A 20,082-nucleotide genomic window follows, 5' to 3' on the forward strand; every position below is an offset into this window, starting at 1 on the left:
ATCATGACACAGTATCTCCGCAAGCGGCTATTGACCGCGATCCCTGTTTTTTTCGGCATCACTCTGCTGGTGTTCCTGTTCCTGGATCTGGGACCGGGCACCATCGCCGACCTCATGGGCGACGGCGGCGCGTTCAGCAGTGCCGACCGGGCGGCCCTGGAGGCCCGGCTGGGCCTAGACCAGCCCTTTCTGGTCCGCTATATGCTCTGGCTCAAGGGGCTCTTCCGGGGGGACCTGGGGGACTCCTACCAGACCGGACTGCCGGTGGCGAGGACCATCGCCCAGCGGGTGGTCCCCTCCCTGATCCTCACCGGGACCGGGGTGGTGACGGCCATCCTGCTGGCCATCCCCCTGGGAGCGGCGGCAGCCTGGAAGCCCCGGTCTGTCTGGGACAAGCTGGCCTCCGGGTGCGCCATGGTGAGCTTCGGCATCCCCGGATTCCTGCTGTGCCTGACCGGAGTGTACATCTTTTCCCTGAAGCTGGGGCTCCTGCCCTCGGCCCGGATGTATACGGCGGGCACCAGCGGAAGCCTGGGGGACCTGCTCCGGCATCTGGTCCTGCCCGCTTCGGTGGTGTGCATCAGCAGCATGGGCGAGCTGGTCAAGCAGACCCGGTCCGCCTGTCTGGAGACGCTTGGGGAGGACTATATCCGCACGGCCTGGGCCAAGGGGCTCCGGGCGCGGGTGGTCATGACCCGACATATGCTCCGGGGCGCCATGATCCCCATCGTGACCACCGTGCTCAGCCACATCCCCCATATCATCGGCGGATCGGTGGTGGTGGAACGGGTGTTCGGCTGGCCTGGCATGGGCAGCCTCATGTTCGCGGCGATCAACAGCCGGGACTTCAGCGTGGTCATGGGCGTCACCACGGTGATCGCCCTGACGGTGCTCTGCACCAACGTCCTGCTGGATCTGGTGTACGGACTGGTGGACCCCCGGGTCCGCCATGGGAGGTACGGCGTATGAGGCGGGGCGGTATGCGCGGCGTGTGGAGCCGCTTCCGCCGGGACAGGCGGGCCATGGCGGGCCTGATCGTCCTGACAGTCGAAGCGGTCTGTGTCCTGCTCCTGCCTATCCTGTTGGGGCTGGAGCCCGATGTGACGGACCGGGCGGCGGGCTTCTGGGCGGTCCCGTCAGCGGCCCACTGGCTGGGCACCGACGACGTGGGCCGGGATCTGCTGGCCCGGCTGATCTGCGGCGGACGGATCTCCCTGCTGGTGGGGTTCGCCGCGGCAGGGATCAGCGTGGCCGTGGGCATCCCGCTGGGCCTGCTGGCAGGCTACTGCCGGGGACCGTGGGAGTTCATCATCATGCGCTGTGCCGATGTGGTCCAGAGCTTCCCCAGCATCGTGCTGGTGCTCTGCCTCGTGTCGGTGGTAGGGGCCTCCGTGTGGAACATCATCCTGGTGATCGGATTCATGGGCTGGACCTCCATCGCCCGGCTGGTCTACGGCAACACCCTCTCCATCCGGGAGAAGGAGTATATCACGGCGGTCCAGGCTCTGGGCGGGAGCACAGCCACTATCCTGCGGCGGAACGTGCTGCCCAACGCGGTGGCCCCGGTGTGGGCCTCTCTGGCCCTGCGGGTGGGCCGGGCGATCCTGTCCGAGTCCAGCCTGAGCTTTTTGGGCGTGGGCATCCGGACGCCGCAGGCCTCCTGGGGCAACATGATCCAGTATGCCACCGACCCGGTGGTGTTCTCCACCCGGCCATGGGTGTGGGTGCCGCCCAGCCTGTGCATCGTGGTGACAGTGTTCTGCCTCCAGTTCATCGGGGACGGCCTCCGGGACGCCATGGATCCCAAGTGGACCAGTCCGGCCGGGATGCCGGAGGCCCCGACAGCCTGTCGTGAGACGCCGGTGGAGCTGGCCCGGGAGATGGAACGGCTCTCGGAGCCGGAGCAGGTCTACGCGGTGCGTGCGGACTGCGCACGGACCCGGCCCCTCTGCTGATCCGAAAATCGGACGAGACGCGAAAACGGCGCGGACATCCAAAAGCGATGTCCGCGCCGTTTCGTCATTCCTCGCCCCGACGGGCGGGGGAGGCACGCAGGGTCCAGAGCGCCAGGATCAGAGCGGTCAGCATACAAAGGGCCTCCAGCCCCATGGTCCAGTACCGGCCGAAAAGCTGGACGGGGAGGGTATATCTCAGGCGGAGATAGACGCAGTAGGAACTGAGGGAGGCGGCCTGACAGAGGACGGCGATGGGGATCTGACGCCGGTCCAGGACGGCCCAGACCAGCGTCACCACGTCGGCCAGGAAGAAGTAGCGCTCATGCATATAGGGGAGCAGGAAGGGGATCCCGAGGGCCAGCACCGCCGCCGGGGCCAGGAGATCTCCACAGGAGAGGCCATCCCGGTGGAAAAACGTCCAGCCCATCATGCCCAGACACAGGAGGAAGGCCAGGGCGATGCCGACGGCAGACAGTCCGCTCCAGGGCTGGGCGCCGTAGGGGAGGAGGGAGAACACGCTGGGGGCGTTGAACGTGAGCGCGGTCTGATACTCTCCGGCCTGGGTCAGATAGACGCCCAGGATGTCCCGGAGCGGCTTGCCCAACAGGAGCGCCGGAAGGATCGTGGCCAGATAGGTCAGGGGGAACACGGTCACGAGCTGAGAGAGTTTCACCCGCCGGGCCAGCCACAGTACGCCCCAGAAGGGGATCAGGAACACGGTCTGGAGCTTGAAGGAGAAGGCGATGGCCAGCAGGGCGATGGAGCCCTTGGGCCGCCCGGACAGGGCGGAGGCCATGGCGTGGAGGACGAGCGCTCCATAAAGGGCGTCGCACTGCCCCCAGTAGGAGCCGTTCAGCACCACTGTGGGCAGGAGGAGCAGGAGCAGGAAGACGGCCAGCGGTCCGGTCCCGGCGCCCGGTCCCTGGATGGCCCGGACCAGACGGAGCCCGCCCCAGGCCAGCACGAGGTCGAAGAGGATGGAGAAGAGCTTGATGGCATAGAGGTCCGGGAAGGGGAGATAGGAGACCGCGGCCATGAAGTAGAGATAGGGGACGTTATAGTCTCCCACCGGCTGGGCGATGGCGCGGAACCCGCCGTTGGCCCGGAAGAAGGCCGCCCACTGGGACAGGAAGTCCTGATAGTCATAGGTCACATGGTCCAGGCACAGGGCACGGAGGAACAGGGCCAGGCCCACCGGCAGGAGGGCGTACAGGAGCGCCCTGGGCGAATGGACGGTCCGGCGGAGGATCCGGAGGGCGGCGGCCGCCAGCAGGAGCAGGCAGAGCCCCACGGCGACCCCGGCGGCGGGACCGCCCAGCGCCAGGCGGCCGCACCGGACCAGCGCCAGGAGCAGGAGCGCCGCGCCGCCTCCGCCGGCGAGCAGGGCAGAGGAGGGGCGGGCAGGAGAGGGATGGCGGAACATGGCGGATGCCTCGCTTTCGATGGACGGATAACAAAAAAAGCCCGGGAACTCCAGGCTTTTCCTACGAAACTGACATTTGACTAAATGGGAACGATCATGGTATAATAGGACGCTATTACGATTGGGTACCTGATCTCGATACGATCCCACGCTATCCATATCATAGCAGGTCCTGTCCGCTTCCGCAAGAGCGGAACGAAACGATTTGCCAACAGCGCCGGGCGTGTCATTCACGGAACGGGGCGGGGCTCTTGTGGAAGATGACAGGATCGAGACCGGATATGTGGACATCCGCGCCGCAAAAGAGGACCGGACCGCCGCGAGGCGGCCCTGACAGGTACGAAAAGTTTGGACGGCTGTCCGAACGACCGCCAGAGGCTATAGGGAAAGGAATGGTCATTCAGAATGGTCACAGACAGGATCAAAGACGTCTACTATGGCAAGACCCTCCGAAAGAGCTTTGCCCGCCACAAGGAGATACTGGAGATGCCGGATCTGCTGGCGATCCAGAAGGAGTCCTATCAGTGGTTCCTGGATAAGGGACTGCGGGACGTCTTCAAGGATGTCTCCTGCATCACCGACTACGCCGGCAACCTGGAGCTGTCCTTCATCGATTACTCCATGGATGAGCCGCCCAAGTACAACGTGGAGGAGTGCAAGGCCCGCGACGCCACGTACGCCGCGCCCATCAAGGTCCGTGTGCGCCTGCGCAACAAGGAGACCGAGGAGATCAAGGAGCAGGAGATCTTCATGGGCGACTTCCCCATCATGACCCAGGGGGGCACCTTCGTGATCAACGGCGCCGAGCGCGTCATCGTTTCCCAGATCGTCCGCTCTCCCGGTATGTACTACACCCGCACCGAGGACAAGGCCGGCAACGTCACCTACGCCACCACCGTCATCCCCTACCGGGGCGCCTGGCTGGAGTATGAGACCGACCTGTCCGACGTGTTCAACGTGCGGATCGACAAGAACCGCAAGCTCCCCATCACCTGCCTGATCCGCGCCATCGGCCCCAAGACCGACGCGGAGATCATCGAGATGTTCGGCGAGGATCCCCGCATCCTGGCCACGCTGGAGAAGGACACCTGCAAGACCTATGAGGAGGCCCTGCTGGAGATCTACCGCAAGCTCCGTCCCGGCGAGCCCCCCACGGTGGACTCCGCCGAGAGCCTGCTGAACGCCCTCTTCTTCGACCCCCGCCGCTACGACGTGTCCGCCGTGGGCCGCTACAAGTTCAACAAGAAGATGGCGATGGGCGCCCGCCTGAGCGGCCAGAAGCTGGCCATGCCCGTGGTGGATCCCGCCACCGGCGAGCTGCTGGCGGAGCCCGGCGAGGTCCTGACCCGCGAGCGCGCCCATGAGCTGGAGGACAAGGGCGTCAACGAGGCCGTGGTGGATGTGGACGGCGTGCAGGTGCGCGTCTTCGGCAACCACATGGTGGATATGTCCAAATTCGTGGACTTCGACCCCGAGGAGTGCGGCGTCAACGAGCGGGTGCGCTACACCGTGCTGATGGAGCTGCTGGACGAGTTCTCCGGCGAGGATCTGAAGGACGCCGTCCGGGAGCGTCTGGACGACCTGATCCCCAAGCACATCATCGTGGACGACATCATGGCGTCCATCAACTACCTGAACGCCCTGGCCTTCGGCATCGGCGCCCCCGATGACATCGACCACCTGGGCAACCGCCGCCTGCGCTGCGTGGGCGAGCTGCTCCAGAACCAGTTCCGGATCGGCTTCTCCCGCATGGAGCGCGTCATCCGTGAGCGCATGACGATCCAGGATCTGGACATCGTGACGCCTCAGTCCCTGATCAACATCCGGCCCGTCACCGCCGCCATCAAGGAGTTCTTCGGCTCCTCCCCTCTGAGCCAGTTCATGGACCAGACCAACCCTCTGGCCGAGCTGACCCACAAGCGCCGCCTGTCCGCTCTGGGCCCCGGCGGTCTGAGCCGTGACCGCGCCTCCTTCGATGTCCGAGACATCCACTACTCCCACTATGGCCGCCTGTGCCCCGTCGAGACCCCCGAAGGTCCCAACATCGGCCTGATCTCCTACCTGTCCGCCTTCGCCCGGGTCAACCGCTTCGGCTTCATCGAGGCCCCCTACCGCAAGGTGGACAAGGAGACCGGCAGGATCACCGACGAGATCCACTATATGACCGCCGACGTGGAGGATGAGTTCACCATCGCCCAGGCCACCGAGCCCATGGACGAGGAGAACCGCTTCACCAACGAGCGCATCACCTGCCGTCACCGCAACGAGATCGTCTCCGTGGCCGCCAATCAGGTGGACTATGTGGACGTGTCTCCCCAGATGATGTTCTCCGTGGCGACCGCTATGATCCCCTTCCTGCAGAACGATGACGCCAACCGCGCCCTGATGGGCGCCAACATGCAGCGTCAGGCCGTGCCTCTGCTGACCACTCAGGCCCCCATCGTGGCCACCGGTCAGGAGTACAAGAACTGCATCGACTCTGAGGTCGCCATCCTGGCCGAGGAGGACGGCGAGGTGGTCAAGGTCTCCGCTCAGTACGTCTCTGTTCGGTACGAGACCCTGGGCCTGAAGGAGTACAAGCTGATCAAGTTCCTCCGCTCCAACCACGGCACCTGCATCAACCAGCGCCCCATCGTCTCCGCCGGCCAGAAGGTCAGCAAGGGCGAGGTCATCGTGGACGGCCCCTCCACCTGCAACGGTGAGATCGGTCTGGGCAAGAACATCCTCATGGGCTTCATGACCTGGGAAGGCTACAACTACGAGGACGCCGTCCTGCTGAACGAGCGCATGGTCAAGGAGGACGTGTTCACCTCCATCCACATCGAGGAGTACGAGACTGAGTCCCGCGACACCAAGCTGGGGCCCGAGGAGATCACCCGGGACATCCCCAACGTGGGCGAGGACGCCCTGAAGGACCTGGACGAGCGCGGCATCATCCGCGTGGGTGCCGAGGTCCGCTCCGGCGACATCCTGGTGGGCAAGGTCACGCCCAAGGGCGAGACCGATCTGACCGCCGAGGAGCGTCTACTCCGGGCCATCTTCGGTGAGAAGGCCCGTGAGGTCCGCGACACCTCTCTGAAGGTGCCCCACGGCGAGCGCGGTATCATCGTGGACGTGAAGGTCTTCACCCGCGAGGCCGGCGACGAGCTGTCCCCCGGCGTCAACGAGGTGGTCCGCGTCTACATCGCCCAGAAGCGCAAGATCTCTGTGGGCGACAAGATGGCCGGCCGCCACGGCAACAAGGGCGTCGTGTCCCGCATCCTGCCCCAGGAGGATATGCCCTTCCTGCCTGACGGCACTCCGCTGGACATCGTCCTGAACCCCCTGGGCGTGCCTTCCCGTATGAACATCGGTCAGGTGCTGGAGGTCCATCTTGGCTACGCCGCCAAGACGCTGGGCTGGAAGGTGGCCACCCCCATCTTCAACGGCGCCGACGAGAAGGACATCGCTGAGACCCTGACTCTGGCCGGCCTGTCCCCCGACGGAAAGAGCTGGCTGTACGACGGCCGTACCGGCGACCGGTTCGACAACCGGGTCACCGTGGGCTACGTCTACTTCCTCAAGCTGCACCATCTGGTGGATGATAAGATCCACGCCCGCTCCACCGGCCCCTACTCCCTGGTCACCCAGCAGCCTCTGGGCGGCAAGGCCCAGTTCGGCGGCCAGCGCTTCGGCGAGATGGAGGTGTGGGCCCTGGAGGCTTACGGCGCGGCCTATACCCTGCAGGAGATCCTGACCGTCAAGTCCGACGATGTGACCGGCCGTGTCCGCACCTATGAGGCCATCGTGAAGGGCCACAACGTGCCCAAGCCCGGCGTGCCCGAGTCCTTCAAGGTCCTGGTGAAGGAGCTCCAGTCCCTGTGTCTGGATATGAAGGTCCTGGACGAGAACGGCAGCGAGATCGAGCTCAAGGAGGACGACGAGGACACCTATCAGCCCGACCGCATCCGTGACGATGACGACTTCTACGGCTATCGTGACGAGAACACCGAGTCTGAGTTCGCGGCCGCCGGCGGCTTCACCTTCAAGGAGAACGACGACGATGACGATCTGGCTGCCGCAGGCACCGAGAGCCAGTCGGATGAGGATACGTTCCTGGACGACCAGGACATCTGAGATAGAGGGAGGAACGATCTAATCTATGAGTTACGCTGAATTCGACGCCATCCAAATCGGCATCGCCTCCCCGGAGAAGATCCGAGAGTGGTCCTACGGCGAGGTCAAGAAGCCGGAGACCATCAACTACCGTACCCTGAAGCCGGAGCGGGACGGCCTGTTCTGTGAGCGCATCTTCGGGCCCACCAAGGACTGGGAGTGCCACTGCGGCAAGTACAAGAAGATCCGCTACAAGGGCAAGATCTGCGACCGCTGCGGCGTCGAGGTCACCCGTGCCAAGGTCCGCCGGGAGCGCATGGGCCACATCGAGCTGGCCGCCCCCGTGTCCCACATCTGGTATTTCAAGGGCATCCCCTCCCGGATGGGTCTGCTGCTGGACATCTCCCCCCGCATCCTGGAGAAGGTCCTCTACTTCGCCAGCTATATCGTCACCGACCCCGGCTTCGCCCCTCTGGCCAAGAACCAGATCCTGTCCGAGAAGGAATACCGGGACATGCGGGAGAAGTATGAGGATGATTTCGACGCCGGCATGGGCGCCGAGGCCATCAAGAAGCTCCTGCAGGACATCGACCTGGAGCAGCTCTCCGAGCAGCTCCGCGCCGAGCTGAAGGACGCCTCCGGCCAGAAGAAGATGCGCATCGTCAAGCGGCTGGAGGTCGTGGACGCCTTCCGCATCTCCGGCAACAAGCCTGAGTGGATGATCATCGACGTACTGCCCGTCATCCCTCCCGAGCTGCGCCCCATGGTGCAGCTGGACGGCGGCCGCTTCGCCACCTCTGATCTGAACGACCTGTACCGCCGGGTCATCAACCGGAACAACCGCCTGAAGCGGCTGATCCAGCTGAATGCCCCTGATATCATCGTCCGCAACGAGAAGCGGATGCTCCAGGAGGCGGTGGACGCCCTGATCGACAACGGCCGCCGCGGCCGTGCCGTCACCGGCGCCAACAACCGCGCCCTCAAGTCCCTGTCCGATATGCTCAAGGGCAAGCAGGGCCGCTTCCGCCAGAACCTGCTGGGCAAGCGCGTGGACTACTCCGGCCGTTCCGTCATCGTGGTCGGCCCTGAGATGAAGATCTACCAGTGCGGCCTGCCCAAGGAGATGGCCATCGAGCTCTTCCGGCCCTTCGTCATGAAGAAGCTTGTGGAGGACGGCGTCGCCAACAACATCAAGTCCGCCAAGAAGATGGTGGACAAGGGCAAGGCGGAGGTCTGGGACGCGCTGGAGTTCGTGATCAAAGAGCACCCCGTCATGCTGAACCGTGCACCTACCCTGCACCGCCTTGGCATCCAGGCCTTCGAGCCGGTGCTGGTGGAGGGCCGTGCCATCAAGCTGCACCCTCTGGTTTGTACCGCCTTCAACGCCGACTTCGACGGCGACCAGATGGCTGTCCACGTCCCCCTGTCCGCCGAGGCCCAGACCGAGGCCCGGGTGCTGATGCTCTCCGCCAACAACCTGCTGCGGCCCCAGGACGGCGGCCCCGTCACGGTGCCGACTCAGGATATGGTGCTGGGCTCCTACTACCTGACCTTCGAGCGCTATGCCCCCCACGCGCCCGAGGAGGTCTATGAGGACGGCGCGGCCGTCAAGGCCGCCTTGGACGAGGGCAAGCTGGCCCCCGCCGATATGGTGTGGGTGAAGCATCCCGGTTCTCTGGACGACATCCCTACCGTGGCCGATGTGGCCGCCAACACCCCCGCCGGCGAGCTGCCCCGGGAGTGCCTGCCCTGCTACGGCAGTGACGACGAGGCCCGCCTGGCCTACGACGAGGGCGAGCTGGAGCTGCATATGCCCATCATGGTCCGCCGCACCGCGGTGGTGGACGGCGTGGAGCACCATAAGATGGTGCGCACCACCGTGGGCCGCCTGATCTTCAACGAGGGCATCCCTCAGGATCTGGGCTTCATGGACCGCACCGATCCCGAGCAGATGTTCGAGCCTGAGATCAACTCCATCACCGGCAAGAAGCAGCTGGGCAAGATCATCGACCGTTGCATCATCAAGCACGGCTTCACCGTGTCCGCCGGCGTGCTGGACGTGATCAAGGCCAAGGGCTACAAGTTCTCCACCCGCGGCTCTCTGACCGTCTCCATCTACGACATGACCATCCCTCAGAAGAAGTACGGCATGATCGCCGACACCGAGAAGGAAGTCGTGAAGATCGAGCGCCAGTACAAGCGCGGCTTCCTGACCAACGACGAGCGCTACCGCCTGGTCGTCAAGGCCTGGGAGCAGACCACTGCCGACGTATCCAAGGCACTGATGGACGGCCTGGACCGCTACAACCCCATCTGGATGATGGCGGACTCCGGCGCCCGTGGTTCCTCCGCCCAGATCCGTCAGCTGGCCGGCATGCGCGGCCTGATGGCCGATACCTCCGGCCGCACCATCGAGATCCCCATCAAGTCCAACTTCCGTGAGGGCCTGTCCGTGCTGGAGTACTTCATCTCCGCCCGAGGCGCCCGAAAGGGCATGGCCGATACGGCCCTGCGTACCGCCGACTCCGGTTACCTGACTCGCCGTCTGGTGGATGTCTCCCAGGAGGTCATCATCCGTGAGCACGACTGCGGTACCGACGACGGTATCATGGTCTCCGAGATCAGCGAGAACGGTCAGGTCATCGAGACCTTCGGCGAGCGCCTGAAGGGCCGCTATCCCGTGGATGACATCTGCAATCCCAAGACCGGCGAGGTGCTGTTCTCCAAGGACCGCATGATGATCCCCGACGACGCCAAGGTCCTGGAGGAGCACGGCATCTTCGAGGTCAAGCTCCGCAGCGTCCTGACCTGCCGCGCCCGGAGCGGCGTGTGTTCCAAGTGCTATGGCATCAACCTGGCCATCGGCGAGCCCGTGGGCGAGGGCGAGGCCGTGGGCATCATCGCGGCCCAGTCCATCGGTGAGCCCGGCACCCAGCTGACCATGCGTACGTTCCACACCGGCGGCGTCGCCGGCGGCGATATCACTCAGGGTCTTCCCCGCGTCGAGGAGCTGTTCGAGTCCCGCCGTCCCAAGAAGATGGCTCAGCTGGCCGAGATCGGCGGCCGGGTCACCATCGAGGAGACCAAGCGGAACGCCATGTGCAACCTCACCATCACGGCCCCCGACGGCGAGACCGTCACCTACCCCCTGCCGTACAGCGCGGGCATCCGCGTCAAGGACGGCGAGACCGTGGAGAAGGGCTTCGCCCTCACCGACGGTGCCCTGTATCCCCAGGACGTCATCCGGATCCGCGGCGTCCATGCGGTGTATGACTATCTGATCCGCGAGGTCCAGAAGCCCTACCGTCAGCAGGGCGTGGATATCAACGACAAGCACATCGAGGTCATCTGCCGCCAGATGATGCGGAAGGTCCGTGTGGAGGACGCCGGCGATTCCACGCTGCTCTCCGGCTCCACCGTGGAGCTCATCGAGTTCGAGGACGCCAAGGCCGCCGTCCAGGCCCGCATCGATGCCGGTGAGACCAACGACGGTCTGGAGCTCCGCCTCCCCACCGCCACCCGCCTGCTGATGGGCATCACCAAGGCCTCTCTGGCCACCGAGTCCTTCCTGTCCGCCGCCTCCTTCCAGGAGACCACCAAGGTCCTGACCGAGGCCGCCATCAAGGGCAAGGTGGACCACCTGCTGGGCCTGAAGGAGAACGTCATCATCGGCAAGCTGATCCCCGCCGGCTCCGGCCTGGCCGCTTATCGCAAGTACGATAAGATCGCCGACGAGGAGCCCGCCGCCGAGGGCGCCTCCGCTCCCATGGAGGACACGGTGGGCGCTCAGCCGGAGGTGGAGGAGCATGAGCCTCCCATGGAGGACGAGATCCTCTCCATCTCTCTGGACGATACCGGAGCGGACGCCTGATCCGGCGCTGGATAAAGTCCCAAGCGGCCCCCAGGAGCGATCCTGGGGGCCGCTTTTCACGTCTTTGTGCGAAAAATGGGGAAAAGCCGGTGAAAAAAGAGCAGTTTTTTTCTTGACGGACCGGAAGTACTATGGTATAATCCCAAATTGCGCAGGTATGCCTGCCATCTATGGAAAGAGTCCCAAAAACGACTCTTTCCCGAACGTTCGACCAGAAGGAGGGGGACGCGATGCTGACAGAGCTGAAGACTGGTTCCAAGGTCGTGGGCGTGAAGCAGACCAAGCGTGCCCTCGGAGACGGGAAGGCCGCACGGGTCTTCCTGGCGGAGGACGCTGATCCCCGCGTGGTCGAGCCGGTGGAGGCCATGTGCGCTGAGCGCGGTATCCCCGTGGTCCGGGTGCCCCATATGAAAGAGCTGGGGAACGCCTGCGGCATCGCGGTGGGCTCCGCTGTGGCCGCGCTCCTGGTTTGATTTTAACGGGGTGATCTTCGGACCATCCGGTTAAAATGATAGAATATGATCGATCAGAAAGGAGGAAACTACTCATGCCTACTTTTAATCAGCTCGTGCGCAAGGGACGCAAGGCTGCGACCTACAAGTCCAACTCTCCCGCCATGCAGTACAGCCTGAACACCCTGAAGAACCGTGAGACCGACCTGCCCTCTCCCCAGAAGCGAGGTGTCTGCACCGCGGTGCGTACGGCGACCCCCAAGAAGCCTAACTCCGCTCTGCGTAAGATCGCCCGTGTGCGTCTGACCAACGGTTACGAGGTCACCGCTTATATCCCCGGTGTCGGTCACAACCTGCAGGAGCACTCTGTGGTCATGATCCGCGGCGGCCGTGTCAAGGACCTGCCCGGCGTTCGTTACCACATCATCCGCGGCACTCTGGATACCCAGGGCGTCAACGGCCGGATGCAGAGCCGTTCCAAGTACGGTGCGAAGCGGCCCAAGGCTGGCAAGGGCGGCGCGAAGAAGTAACTTCGTCCCCCAAACTCACGCGGCATAGCCGCACACTGAACTGCATTGTGCGCTGAGCGCAAGGCAAACCGCCTTGCCGAGCGTTTACCATATAGGGTAGACCTCGGAGAGGCACTGGACAAGCAGGCACTTGTCTTGAACACGGGCCGCAGATCTGCGGTTCGAGTACCTATGAAATCATACTATGAAGGAGGGAAGCAAAGTGCCCAGAAGAGGTAACGTACCCAAGCGGGAGGTTCTGCCCGATCCGCTTTATAACTCCGTCCTGGTGACTAAGCTGGTCAACAGCATCATGCTGGACGGCAAGAAGGGCGTGGCCCAGAAGGTGGTCTACAGCGCGTTCGATATCATCAAGGAGAAGACCGAGAAGGATCCCCTGGAGGTCTTCACCACCGCTCTGGAGAACATCATGCCGTCCCTGGAGGTCAAGGCCCGCCGCGTCGGCGGCGCCACCTACCAGGTGCCTATCGAGGTCCGGCCTGAGCGCCGTCAGACCCTGGGTCTGCGCTGGCTGACCAACTACTCCCGCGCCCGCAGCGAGAAGACCATGAAGGAGCGTCTCGCCGGCGAGATCATGGACGCCGCCAACAACACCGGCTCCGCGGTCAAGAAGCGCGAGGACACCCATAAGATGGCCGAGTCCAATAAGGCCTTCGCCCACTACCGTTGGTAAGGGGGAGGAGAGACTATGCCTAGAAAAGTCGCTCTGGAGAACACCCGCAACATCGGCATCATGGCTCACATCGATGCCGGCAAGACCACTACCACCGAGCGTATCCTGTACTACACCGGCGTCAACTACAAGATCGGTGAGACCCATGATGGTACCGCCACCATGGACTGGATGGCTCAGGAGCAGGAGCGCGGCATCACCATCACTTCCGCCGCCACCACCTGCTATTGGAAGGGTACCAAGAACCAGTTCCCCCAGACCCGTCTGAACATCATCGACACCCCGGGCCACGTGGACTTCACCGTCGAGGTGGAGCGCTCTCTGCGCGTGCTGGACGGTTCCGTGACCGTCCTCTGCGCCAAGGGCGGCGTCGAGCCCCAGTCCGAGACCGTGTGGCGCCAGGCCGATAACTACAAGGTCCCCCGCATGATCTACGTCAACAAGATGGACATCATGGGTGCCGACTTCTACAACGTGCTGCACATGATCCACGACCGTCTGAAGTGCAACGCCGTCCCCATCCAGCTCCCCATCGGCAGCGAGGAGAGCTTCAAGGGCATCATCGACCTGGTGGAGATGGACGCTGACATCTACTATGACGATCTGGGCAAGGATATGCGCGTGGAGGAGATCCCCGCCGACATGATGGAGCTGGCCCAGGAGTACCGGACCAAGCTGATCGACGCCTGCGCCGATCTGAACGATGAGATCATGGAGCTGGCCCTCGAAGAGCAGCCCATCCCCCAGGATCTGATCCGCAAGACCATCCGTCAGGCCACCATCGACAACCACATGGTCCCCGTCACCTGCGGCACCTCTTACAAGAACAAGGGCGTGCAGAAGTTGCTGGACGCCATCGTGGATTATATGCCCTCTCCCGTGGACATCCCCGCCATCGACGGTGTGGACCCCGATACCGGCGAGGAGGACGAGCGTCATGCCGACGACAACGCCCCCTTCTCCGGCCTGGCCTTCAAGATCGCCACGGACCCGTTCGTGGGCCGTCTGTCCTTCGTGCGCGTCTACTCCGGCATCCTGAACACCGGCACCAGCGTGCTCAACTCCACCAAGCATCAGAAGGAGCGCATCGGCCGTATCCTCCAGATGCACGCGAACCATCGCGAGGACATCGAGTGCTGCTACGCCGGCGATATCTGCGCCGTCATCGGCCTGAAGAACACCACCACCGGTGATACCCTGTGTGATGAGAAGGCTCCCATCATCCTGGAGTCCATGGAGTTCCCCGAGCCCGTCATCCGCGTCGCCATCGAGCCCAAGACCAAGGCTGGTCAGGAGAAGATGGGCATCGCGCTGATGAAGCTGGCCGAGGAGGACCCCACCTTCAAGACCTACACCGACGAGGAGACCGGTCAGACCATCATCGCCGGCATGGGCGAGCTCCATCTGGAGATCATCGTGGACCGTCTGCTCCGCGAGTACAAGGTCGAGGCCAACGTGGGCGCACCTCAGGTCGCCTACAAGGAGACCGTCAAGAAGACCGTCGAGCAGGACACCAAGTATGCCCGTCAGTCCGGCGGTAAGGGCCAGTACGGCCACGTCCGCATCACGCTGGAGCCCAACGAGCCCGGCAAGGGTTATGAGTTCCTCAACGAGATCACCGGCGGCGTCATCCCCAAGGAGTATATCCCCGCGGTCGACGCCGGTATCCAGGGCGCCATGCAGGCCGGTATCCTGGCCGGCTACCCCGTCGTGGACGTGAAGGTCCATCTGACCTTCGGCTCCTACCACGAGGTCGACTCCTCCGAGATGGCGTTCAAGATCGCCGGCTCCATGGCCTTCAAGGAGGCCATGCGCAAGGCCAACCCCGTCCTGCTGGAGCCCGTCATGAAGGTCTCCGTCATCGTTCCTGATGAGTACCTGGGCAACGTCATCGGCGACCTGAACGGCCGCCGCGGCATGATCCAGGGCCAGGAGAGCCGTCCCGGCGCCACTCAGATCGACGCTCTGGTGCCTCTGGCCAACATGTTTGGCTACGCCACCGACCTGCGGTCCAGCACTCAGGGCCGCGGCCAGTACTCCATGGAGCCCCACAGCTATGTGGAGATCCCCAAGAGCATCGCCGAGAAGATCATCGCTGAGCGTGGCCGCAAGGACGCCGACTAAGCGAGAACTGAAAAATGAGGTTGCATTTTGTCTCTGCGTGGGATAAAATAGCATCATCATGACACCTTTTTCACCCCTACGAATCGAATTTAAGGAGGATAACCAAACATGGCTAAGCAGAAGTTTGAGCGCACTAAGCCCCATGTCAACATCGGCACCATCGGCCACGTTGACCACGGCAAGACTACCCTGACCGCCGCTATCACCAAGTACCTGGCTCTGAAGGGCCAGGCCCAGTATGAGGACTACTCCGCCATCGATAAGGCTCCTGAGGAGCGCGAGCGCGGCATCACCATCAACACCGCCCACGTCGAGTACGAGACCGACAAGCGTCACTACGCTCACGTCGACTGCCCGGGCCACGCCGACTATATCAAGAACATGATCACCGGCGCTGCTCAGATGGACGGCGCTATCCTGGTCATCGCCGCCACCGACGGCCCCATGGCTCAGACCCGCGAGCACATCCTGCTGGCCCGTCAGGTCGGCGTGCCCGCCATCGTTGTCTTCCTGAACAAGTGCGATCAGGTCGACGACGAGGAGCTGCTGGAGCTGGTCGAGATGGAAGTCCGTGAGATGCTGAGCACCTATGAGTTCCCCGGCGACGAGATCCCCGTGATCAAGGGCTCCGCTCTGAACGCTCTGACCTGCGAGGGCGGCGTGGACGATCCCGACTTCGCCTGCATCAAGGAGCTGATGGATGCCGTCGACGACTATATCCCCACTCCTGCCCGTAACGATGACCTGCCCTTCCTGATGCCCGTCGAGGACGTGTTCACCATCACCGGCCGCGGCACCGTCGCCACCGGTCGTGTGGAGCGCGGCGTCGTGAAGATGGGTGAGGAAGTCGAGATCGTTGGCCTGTCCGACGAGAAGAAGAAGACCACCGTCACCGGCATCGAGATGTTCCGCAAGCTGCTGGACTACGCTGAGGCTGGCGACAACATCGGCACCCTGCTGCGCGGCATCTCCAAGGCCGACGTGGAGCGTGGCCAGGTCCTGTGCAAGCCCGGCTCCATCCATCCCCACACCAAGTTCGTTGGTCAGGTCTACGTCCTGTCCAAGGACGAGGGCGGCCGTCACACCCCCTTCTTCAACAACTATCGTCCTCAGTTCTACTTCCGTACCACCGACGTGACCGGCGTCATCACCCTGCCCGAGGGCACCGAGATGTGCATGCCCGGCGATAACGTCGACATGAAGGTCGAGCTGATCACCCCCATCGCCATCGAGAAGGGCCTGCGCTTCGCTATCCGCGAGGGCGGCCGTACCGTTGGTTCCGGCGTCGTCATCGAGATCGACGAGTAATTTCAAGCCTGCTTGGAGTTATCGAGGCCCCCTGCCGCAAGGCAGGGGGCCTTTTCGCACCCGGATACTAGAAAATGCCCGGACCGTATCTCGCGGTCCGGGCATTTCCGGGTAAAATCAGAGTTCGATATAGTAGGGACAGATGTCCTCATAATGGCCGTCCTTCATCCGGAAGCCGCCGGGGATGACGCCCAGCTGGCGGAAGCCGATCCGCTCGTACAGGTGCCGGGCGTGGATGTTGCTGGCCACCACCGCGTTGAACTGGAGCACCCGGAAGCCGTGCGCCCTGGCCTGGACCAGAGAGTCCAGGACCAGCTTCTCGCCGATGTGGAGGCCCCGGCTCTCCCGGGAGACGGCGTAGCTGGTGTTGGCGATGTGGCCGCACCGTCCCACGTTGTTGGGATGGAGGATATAAAGGCCCAGGATCTGATGCCGCTCCGTGTCCTCGGCCACGCCGCACCAGGTCTGGGCGGCGAAGAAGGGTGCGGCAGTGGTCAGGTCCAGCAGGTCCTCCTGGGGGAAGGCGATGCCGTCCTCCACCACCTGATCCCAGATCGTGGTCATGGCGGGCAGGTCCTGCTCCGTATAGCCGCGGATGATGATGTGTTCCATAGGTCCGATCACGCTTTCTGTGAGATGATGTCTTATTATAGCATCCCGTCCCTGCGGACGCAAACGGTCGGATGCTTGCGCTTTTCGGCGCTTCATGGTACACTATGGAGACCGACTTTTTTGAGAGGAGGAGACGCCAATGCCTGCGGCTTCCATTCCCAGCCCGAGCCCCACCGCCAAGGCGGTGGATGAGATCATCAGCGACGTGGCCGACAGTACCGGCTCGACCGTCAGCGATGCCTTCCAGGAGGTGGCTCAGTCCACCGGCCTGAGCGATGTGCTCAAGGACCTGACCGGCCTGACCCCGGCCCGGCTGATCTCCATCGCCGTGCTGATCCTCTGCTGTATCCTGATCATCAAGGTGGTCCAGCGCTGTGTAGAGAAGCTCCTCCAGCGGGGCACCGTCGAGAAGAGCCTCCACAGCTTCCTGCGGACCAGCATCAACATCGTCCTCTGGTTCCTCTTCGTGCTGATCGTGGCCAGCGCCCTGGGCATCGACGTGACCTCACTGGTGGCCGTCCTGAGCGTAGCCGGCTTGGCCGTCTCCCTGGCGGTGCAGGGGAGCCTGTCCAATCTGGCGGGCGGCATCCAGGTGCTGGTCTCCAAGCCCTTCAAGGTGGGGGACTACATCGAGACCAACAGTGTCTCCGGCACTGTCCGGGAGATCAGTATGTCCCACACGAGGCTGGAGACGCTGGACAACAAGGTGATCTTCGTGCCCAACAGCGAGATCGCCGCCGCCAAGATCATCAACTACAACATGGAGGAGCGCCGCCGGGTGGACCTGACCTTCAGCGCCTCCTATGACGACTCCACGGAAGAGGTGGTGGGCGCGATCCAGGACGTGATCGCCGCCCATCCCAAGGCCCTCCGGGACCCCGCCCCCTTCGTCCGGCTCAGCGACTTCCAGGACAGCGCGGTCGAGTACACCGTGCGGGTCTGGTGCAGGACCGCGGACTACTGGGATCTGCGCTTCGACCTGCTGGAGCAGGTCCGGGACGCCTTCGACCAGAGGGGCATCGAGATGACCTATCCCCACCTGAACGTCCACATGATCGGAGGCGGGAAGCAGGATGGATGACCGTCAGCGGCGGATCATAGCCGGGCTCCAGCTCCTGATCACGGCTCAGACCCTCCAGATCGCGGCGGCCGCCGCCGGGCTCCTGCCCTCTGTCAGCATGATGCTCACCGGAGCCCTGGGCGTGGCCCGCATGTGTGTGGGCCTGACCGGCGCCTCCACTCTGCGGGGGCTGGGCGGCGCCTTCCGGAGCGCCTTCCGGCTGGCCGCGGCCGATGTGCTGGTGGTGTTCGGCGGGTCGATCGCCGCGTCGGTGCTGTCCGTGACGATCGACCTGGCCCTGCTGCCCCTGTTCATCGCGGCGCTGGGCTGTACCACCCAGGTGCTGGGCTTCCTGACCGTGGCCCGGACCTGTGAGGGCGTGTGCGGCCTCCTGCGGGAGCGGGGGGCCGAGGGCCTGTGTGGACAGAGCGTCCAGGTCTATGCCCTTTGTGCCATCAGTGCTCTGGCCGGCATGGCGGCTCAGGTGCTCAGCTTCGTGCCCATGGCGGCGGGCCGTTATCAGTTCGCCGTGACTCTGGCCGATATGATCATGATCGGCGCCGGAGGGGTGTACATCCGCTTCCTCCGCCAGAGCGGGAAGACACTGGCCGTCCGGTGAATGGAACACTGCCGCGCGGGGCTTCCCCGGGCGGCAGTCGTGCTATGAGGACGGTCCCGGCATGGCCAGGCCATGGAGGAATCCCCCCAGATCGGTGGCCAGGATGTCGCCGCCCACCACGGTGTCCCGGTAGAGGAGCAGGTCGGCCTGGACGTCTGTCTCCCCGGTGGGGTAGTTGGTGACGGCATAGGTGTACCGCCGGATCTTCTTCCCGCGGAGGGCGGCCAGATCGAAGCCCTGCTCCGCCTGGAGCTCCACATACTGGGCATAGGTCTCGTCGAACGCCTCCGGGACGCGGAGCTCCTCCACGGCCACGGGCTCCGGGGAGACCTGCCAGCCGTAGGAGGCCAGGTAGGCGATCCGGTCCTCGTTCGTGTGGATGCCGCCGGCGTCCAGCGCGGCAGCGGCCGGGTCCGCGGGAGAGCGCCGCGCGGCGGCGAAGAAGGCCCCGCCGCAGACCGCCGCCGCGGTCAGGAGGGCCAGGAGAGGTGCCCGGCGGAGCCGGGCCGTCCAGATGAACACATACAGCGCCCCTTTCTGCCGGAGCTTATGCGGGGGAGGGGCGTACTATGCCAGACAGAGGAACGAGGAGGACCGAGATATGGAACGGCTGGACAAGATCCTCACCGGAACGGGACGCTGGTCCCGGCGGGAGGTCAAGGAGCTGGTGAAGGCCGGACGGGTGCGGGTCAACGGGGCCGCGGCCCGTTCGCCGGAGGAGAAGTATGACCGGGAGGGGCTGGACCTCCGGGTGGACGGGGAGACGATCTCCGGAGCGCGCTTCGTCTATCTGATGCTCCACAAGCCCGCCGGTCTGGTGTCCGCCACGGAGGACCCCAGACAAAAGACGGTGCTGGAGCTCCTGCCTCCCCATCTGCGGCGGGTGGGCCTCTTCCCGGCGGGACGGCTGGACCGGGACACGGAGGGCCTGCTCCTGCTCACCAACGACGGGGCCCTGGCCCATGACCTGCTCTCCCCGAAGAAGCACGTGGACAAGACCTACTTCGTCCGGGTGGACGGGGCGCTGGACGAGGCGGACTGCGCCGCCTTCGCCTCCGGCATGACTCTGGGGGACGGACTGGAGTGTCTCCCGGCGGGACTGGAGCGGCTGGAGGCCCCGGACGAGGGCATCGTCACCCTCCGGGAGGGGAAATACCACCAGATCAAGCGGATGCTGGCCGCCCGGGGCAAGCCGGTGGTCTATCTGAAGCGGCTGACCATGGGCCCGCTGACCCTGGATCCCACACTGGAGAAGGGGGCCTGGAGGCCACTGACCGGGGAGGAGCGGGCGGCGCTGGAGGCCTGCCGGAGCCTGCGCCGCCCCGGATGAAGACCGGACGTTTCGGCATTTTCCACAAAA

At 64.2% G+C, this 20,082-nt stretch carries 15 protein-coding genes; 12 read left to right on the plus strand and 3 right to left on the minus strand.

Annotated elements, in window-relative coordinates; genetic code table 11:
- Window positions 1-3: 3 nt before the first annotated feature.
- Together KQI12_RS00785 and KQI12_RS00790 are read left to right on the plus strand one after the other, a co-directional pair.
- Window positions 4-969 (plus strand): ABC transporter permease, encoded by a 966-nt coding sequence (locus tag KQI12_RS00785; protein ID WP_216569930.1) that lies wholly within the window; start codon window positions 4-6, stop codon window positions 967-969.
- On the plus strand, window positions 966-1,955 hold the full coding sequence (locus KQI12_RS00790) for an ABC transporter permease (RefSeq protein WP_216569931.1): 990 nt from the start codon (window positions 966-968) through the stop codon (window positions 1,953-1,955). The genes KQI12_RS00785 and KQI12_RS00790 overlap by 4 nt, the downstream gene beginning before the upstream one ends.
- Before the next feature lie 64 nt (window positions 1,956-2,019).
- On the opposite strand, the gene KQI12_RS00795 is transcribed toward KQI12_RS00790, so the two are convergent.
- Window positions 2,020-3,378: a conjugal transfer protein TraL gene (locus tag KQI12_RS00795; protein WP_216569932.1), complete on the minus strand. Its 1,359-nt coding sequence runs from the start codon at window positions 3,376-3,378 to the stop codon at window positions 2,020-2,022.
- A 405-nt stretch (window positions 3,379-3,783) separates the two neighbouring features.
- Between KQI12_RS00795 and rpoB the strand changes: the two genes are divergently transcribed.
- The 7 genes from rpoB (at window position 3,784) to tuf (ending at window position 16,431) form a co-directional block, all read left to right on the plus strand.
- Window positions 3,784-7,494: a DNA-directed RNA polymerase subunit beta gene (gene rpoB / locus KQI12_RS00800; protein ID WP_216569933.1), complete on the plus strand. Its 3,711-nt coding sequence runs from the start codon at window positions 3,784-3,786 to the stop codon at window positions 7,492-7,494.
- Window positions 7,495-7,519: 25 nt separating this feature from the next.
- The gene (gene rpoC / locus KQI12_RS00805) at window positions 7,520-11,344 is read left to right on the plus strand and encodes a DNA-directed RNA polymerase subunit beta' (protein WP_253290752.1); all 3,825 of its coding nucleotides are present in this window, start codon (window positions 7,520-7,522) and stop codon (window positions 11,342-11,344) included.
- Between the two features lie 230 nt (window positions 11,345-11,574).
- Window positions 11,575-11,817, plus strand: coding sequence for a ribosomal L7Ae/L30e/S12e/Gadd45 family protein (locus KQI12_RS00810; protein ID WP_216569935.1), 243 nt, complete (start codon window positions 11,575-11,577; stop codon window positions 11,815-11,817).
- A gap of 74 nt (window positions 11,818-11,891) precedes the next feature.
- Window positions 11,892-12,326, plus strand: a complete 435-nt coding sequence (gene rpsL / locus KQI12_RS00815) for a 30S ribosomal protein S12 (RefSeq protein ID WP_216569937.1) — start codon at window positions 11,892-11,894, stop codon at window positions 12,324-12,326.
- 202 nt (window positions 12,327-12,528) lie between these two features.
- Entirely contained in the window at window positions 12,529-12,999 is a 471-nt protein-coding gene (rpsG, locus tag KQI12_RS00820; RefSeq protein ID WP_216569939.1) for a 30S ribosomal protein S7, read from the plus strand.
- A gap of 15 nt (window positions 13,000-13,014) precedes the next feature.
- Window positions 13,015-15,123, plus strand: coding sequence for an elongation factor G (fusA, locus tag KQI12_RS00825; RefSeq protein WP_216569941.1), 2,109 nt, complete (start codon window positions 13,015-13,017; stop codon window positions 15,121-15,123).
- 108 nt (window positions 15,124-15,231) lie between these two features.
- A complete protein-coding gene (gene tuf / locus KQI12_RS00830) occupies window positions 15,232-16,431 on the plus strand; it encodes an elongation factor Tu (RefSeq protein WP_216569943.1) in 1,200 nt (399 codons plus the stop codon).
- A gap of 117 nt (window positions 16,432-16,548) precedes the next feature.
- Here the strand turns inward: tuf and KQI12_RS00835 are convergent, their stop codons facing one another.
- Window positions 16,549-17,043: a GNAT family N-acetyltransferase gene (locus KQI12_RS00835; protein ID WP_216569945.1), complete on the minus strand. Its 495-nt coding sequence runs from the start codon at window positions 17,041-17,043 to the stop codon at window positions 16,549-16,551.
- 139 nt (window positions 17,044-17,182) lie between these two features.
- Between KQI12_RS00835 and KQI12_RS00840 the strand changes: the two genes are divergently transcribed.
- Both KQI12_RS00840 and KQI12_RS00845 read left to right on the plus strand, forming a co-directional pair.
- Window positions 17,183-18,124: a mechanosensitive ion channel family protein gene (locus KQI12_RS00840; protein ID WP_216569947.1), complete on the plus strand. Its 942-nt coding sequence runs from the start codon at window positions 17,183-17,185 to the stop codon at window positions 18,122-18,124.
- Entirely contained in the window at window positions 18,117-18,722 is a 606-nt protein-coding gene (locus KQI12_RS00845) for a hypothetical protein (protein WP_216569949.1), read from the plus strand. The genes KQI12_RS00840 and KQI12_RS00845 overlap by 8 nt, the downstream gene beginning before the upstream one ends.
- A 42-nt stretch (window positions 18,723-18,764) precedes the next feature.
- On the opposite strand, the gene KQI12_RS00850 is transcribed toward KQI12_RS00845, so the two are convergent.
- Window positions 18,765-19,244 (minus strand): DUF4830 domain-containing protein, encoded by a 480-nt coding sequence (locus KQI12_RS00850; RefSeq protein ID WP_216569951.1) that lies wholly within the window; start codon window positions 19,242-19,244, stop codon window positions 18,765-18,767.
- Between the two features lie 79 nt (window positions 19,245-19,323).
- Here KQI12_RS00850 and KQI12_RS00855 point away from each other — a divergent pair, with 79 nt between their 5' ends.
- Window positions 19,324-20,052 (plus strand): pseudouridine synthase, encoded by a 729-nt coding sequence (locus KQI12_RS00855; protein WP_216569953.1) that lies wholly within the window; start codon window positions 19,324-19,326, stop codon window positions 20,050-20,052.
- Window positions 20,053-20,082 lie beyond the last annotated feature (30 nt).

The sequence above is a fragment of the Pseudoflavonifractor sp. MSJ-37 genome, from assembly GCF_018917965.1.
In the GTDB taxonomy this organism is placed as follows: Bacteria; Bacillota; Clostridia; order Oscillospirales; family Oscillospiraceae; genus Pseudoflavonifractor_A.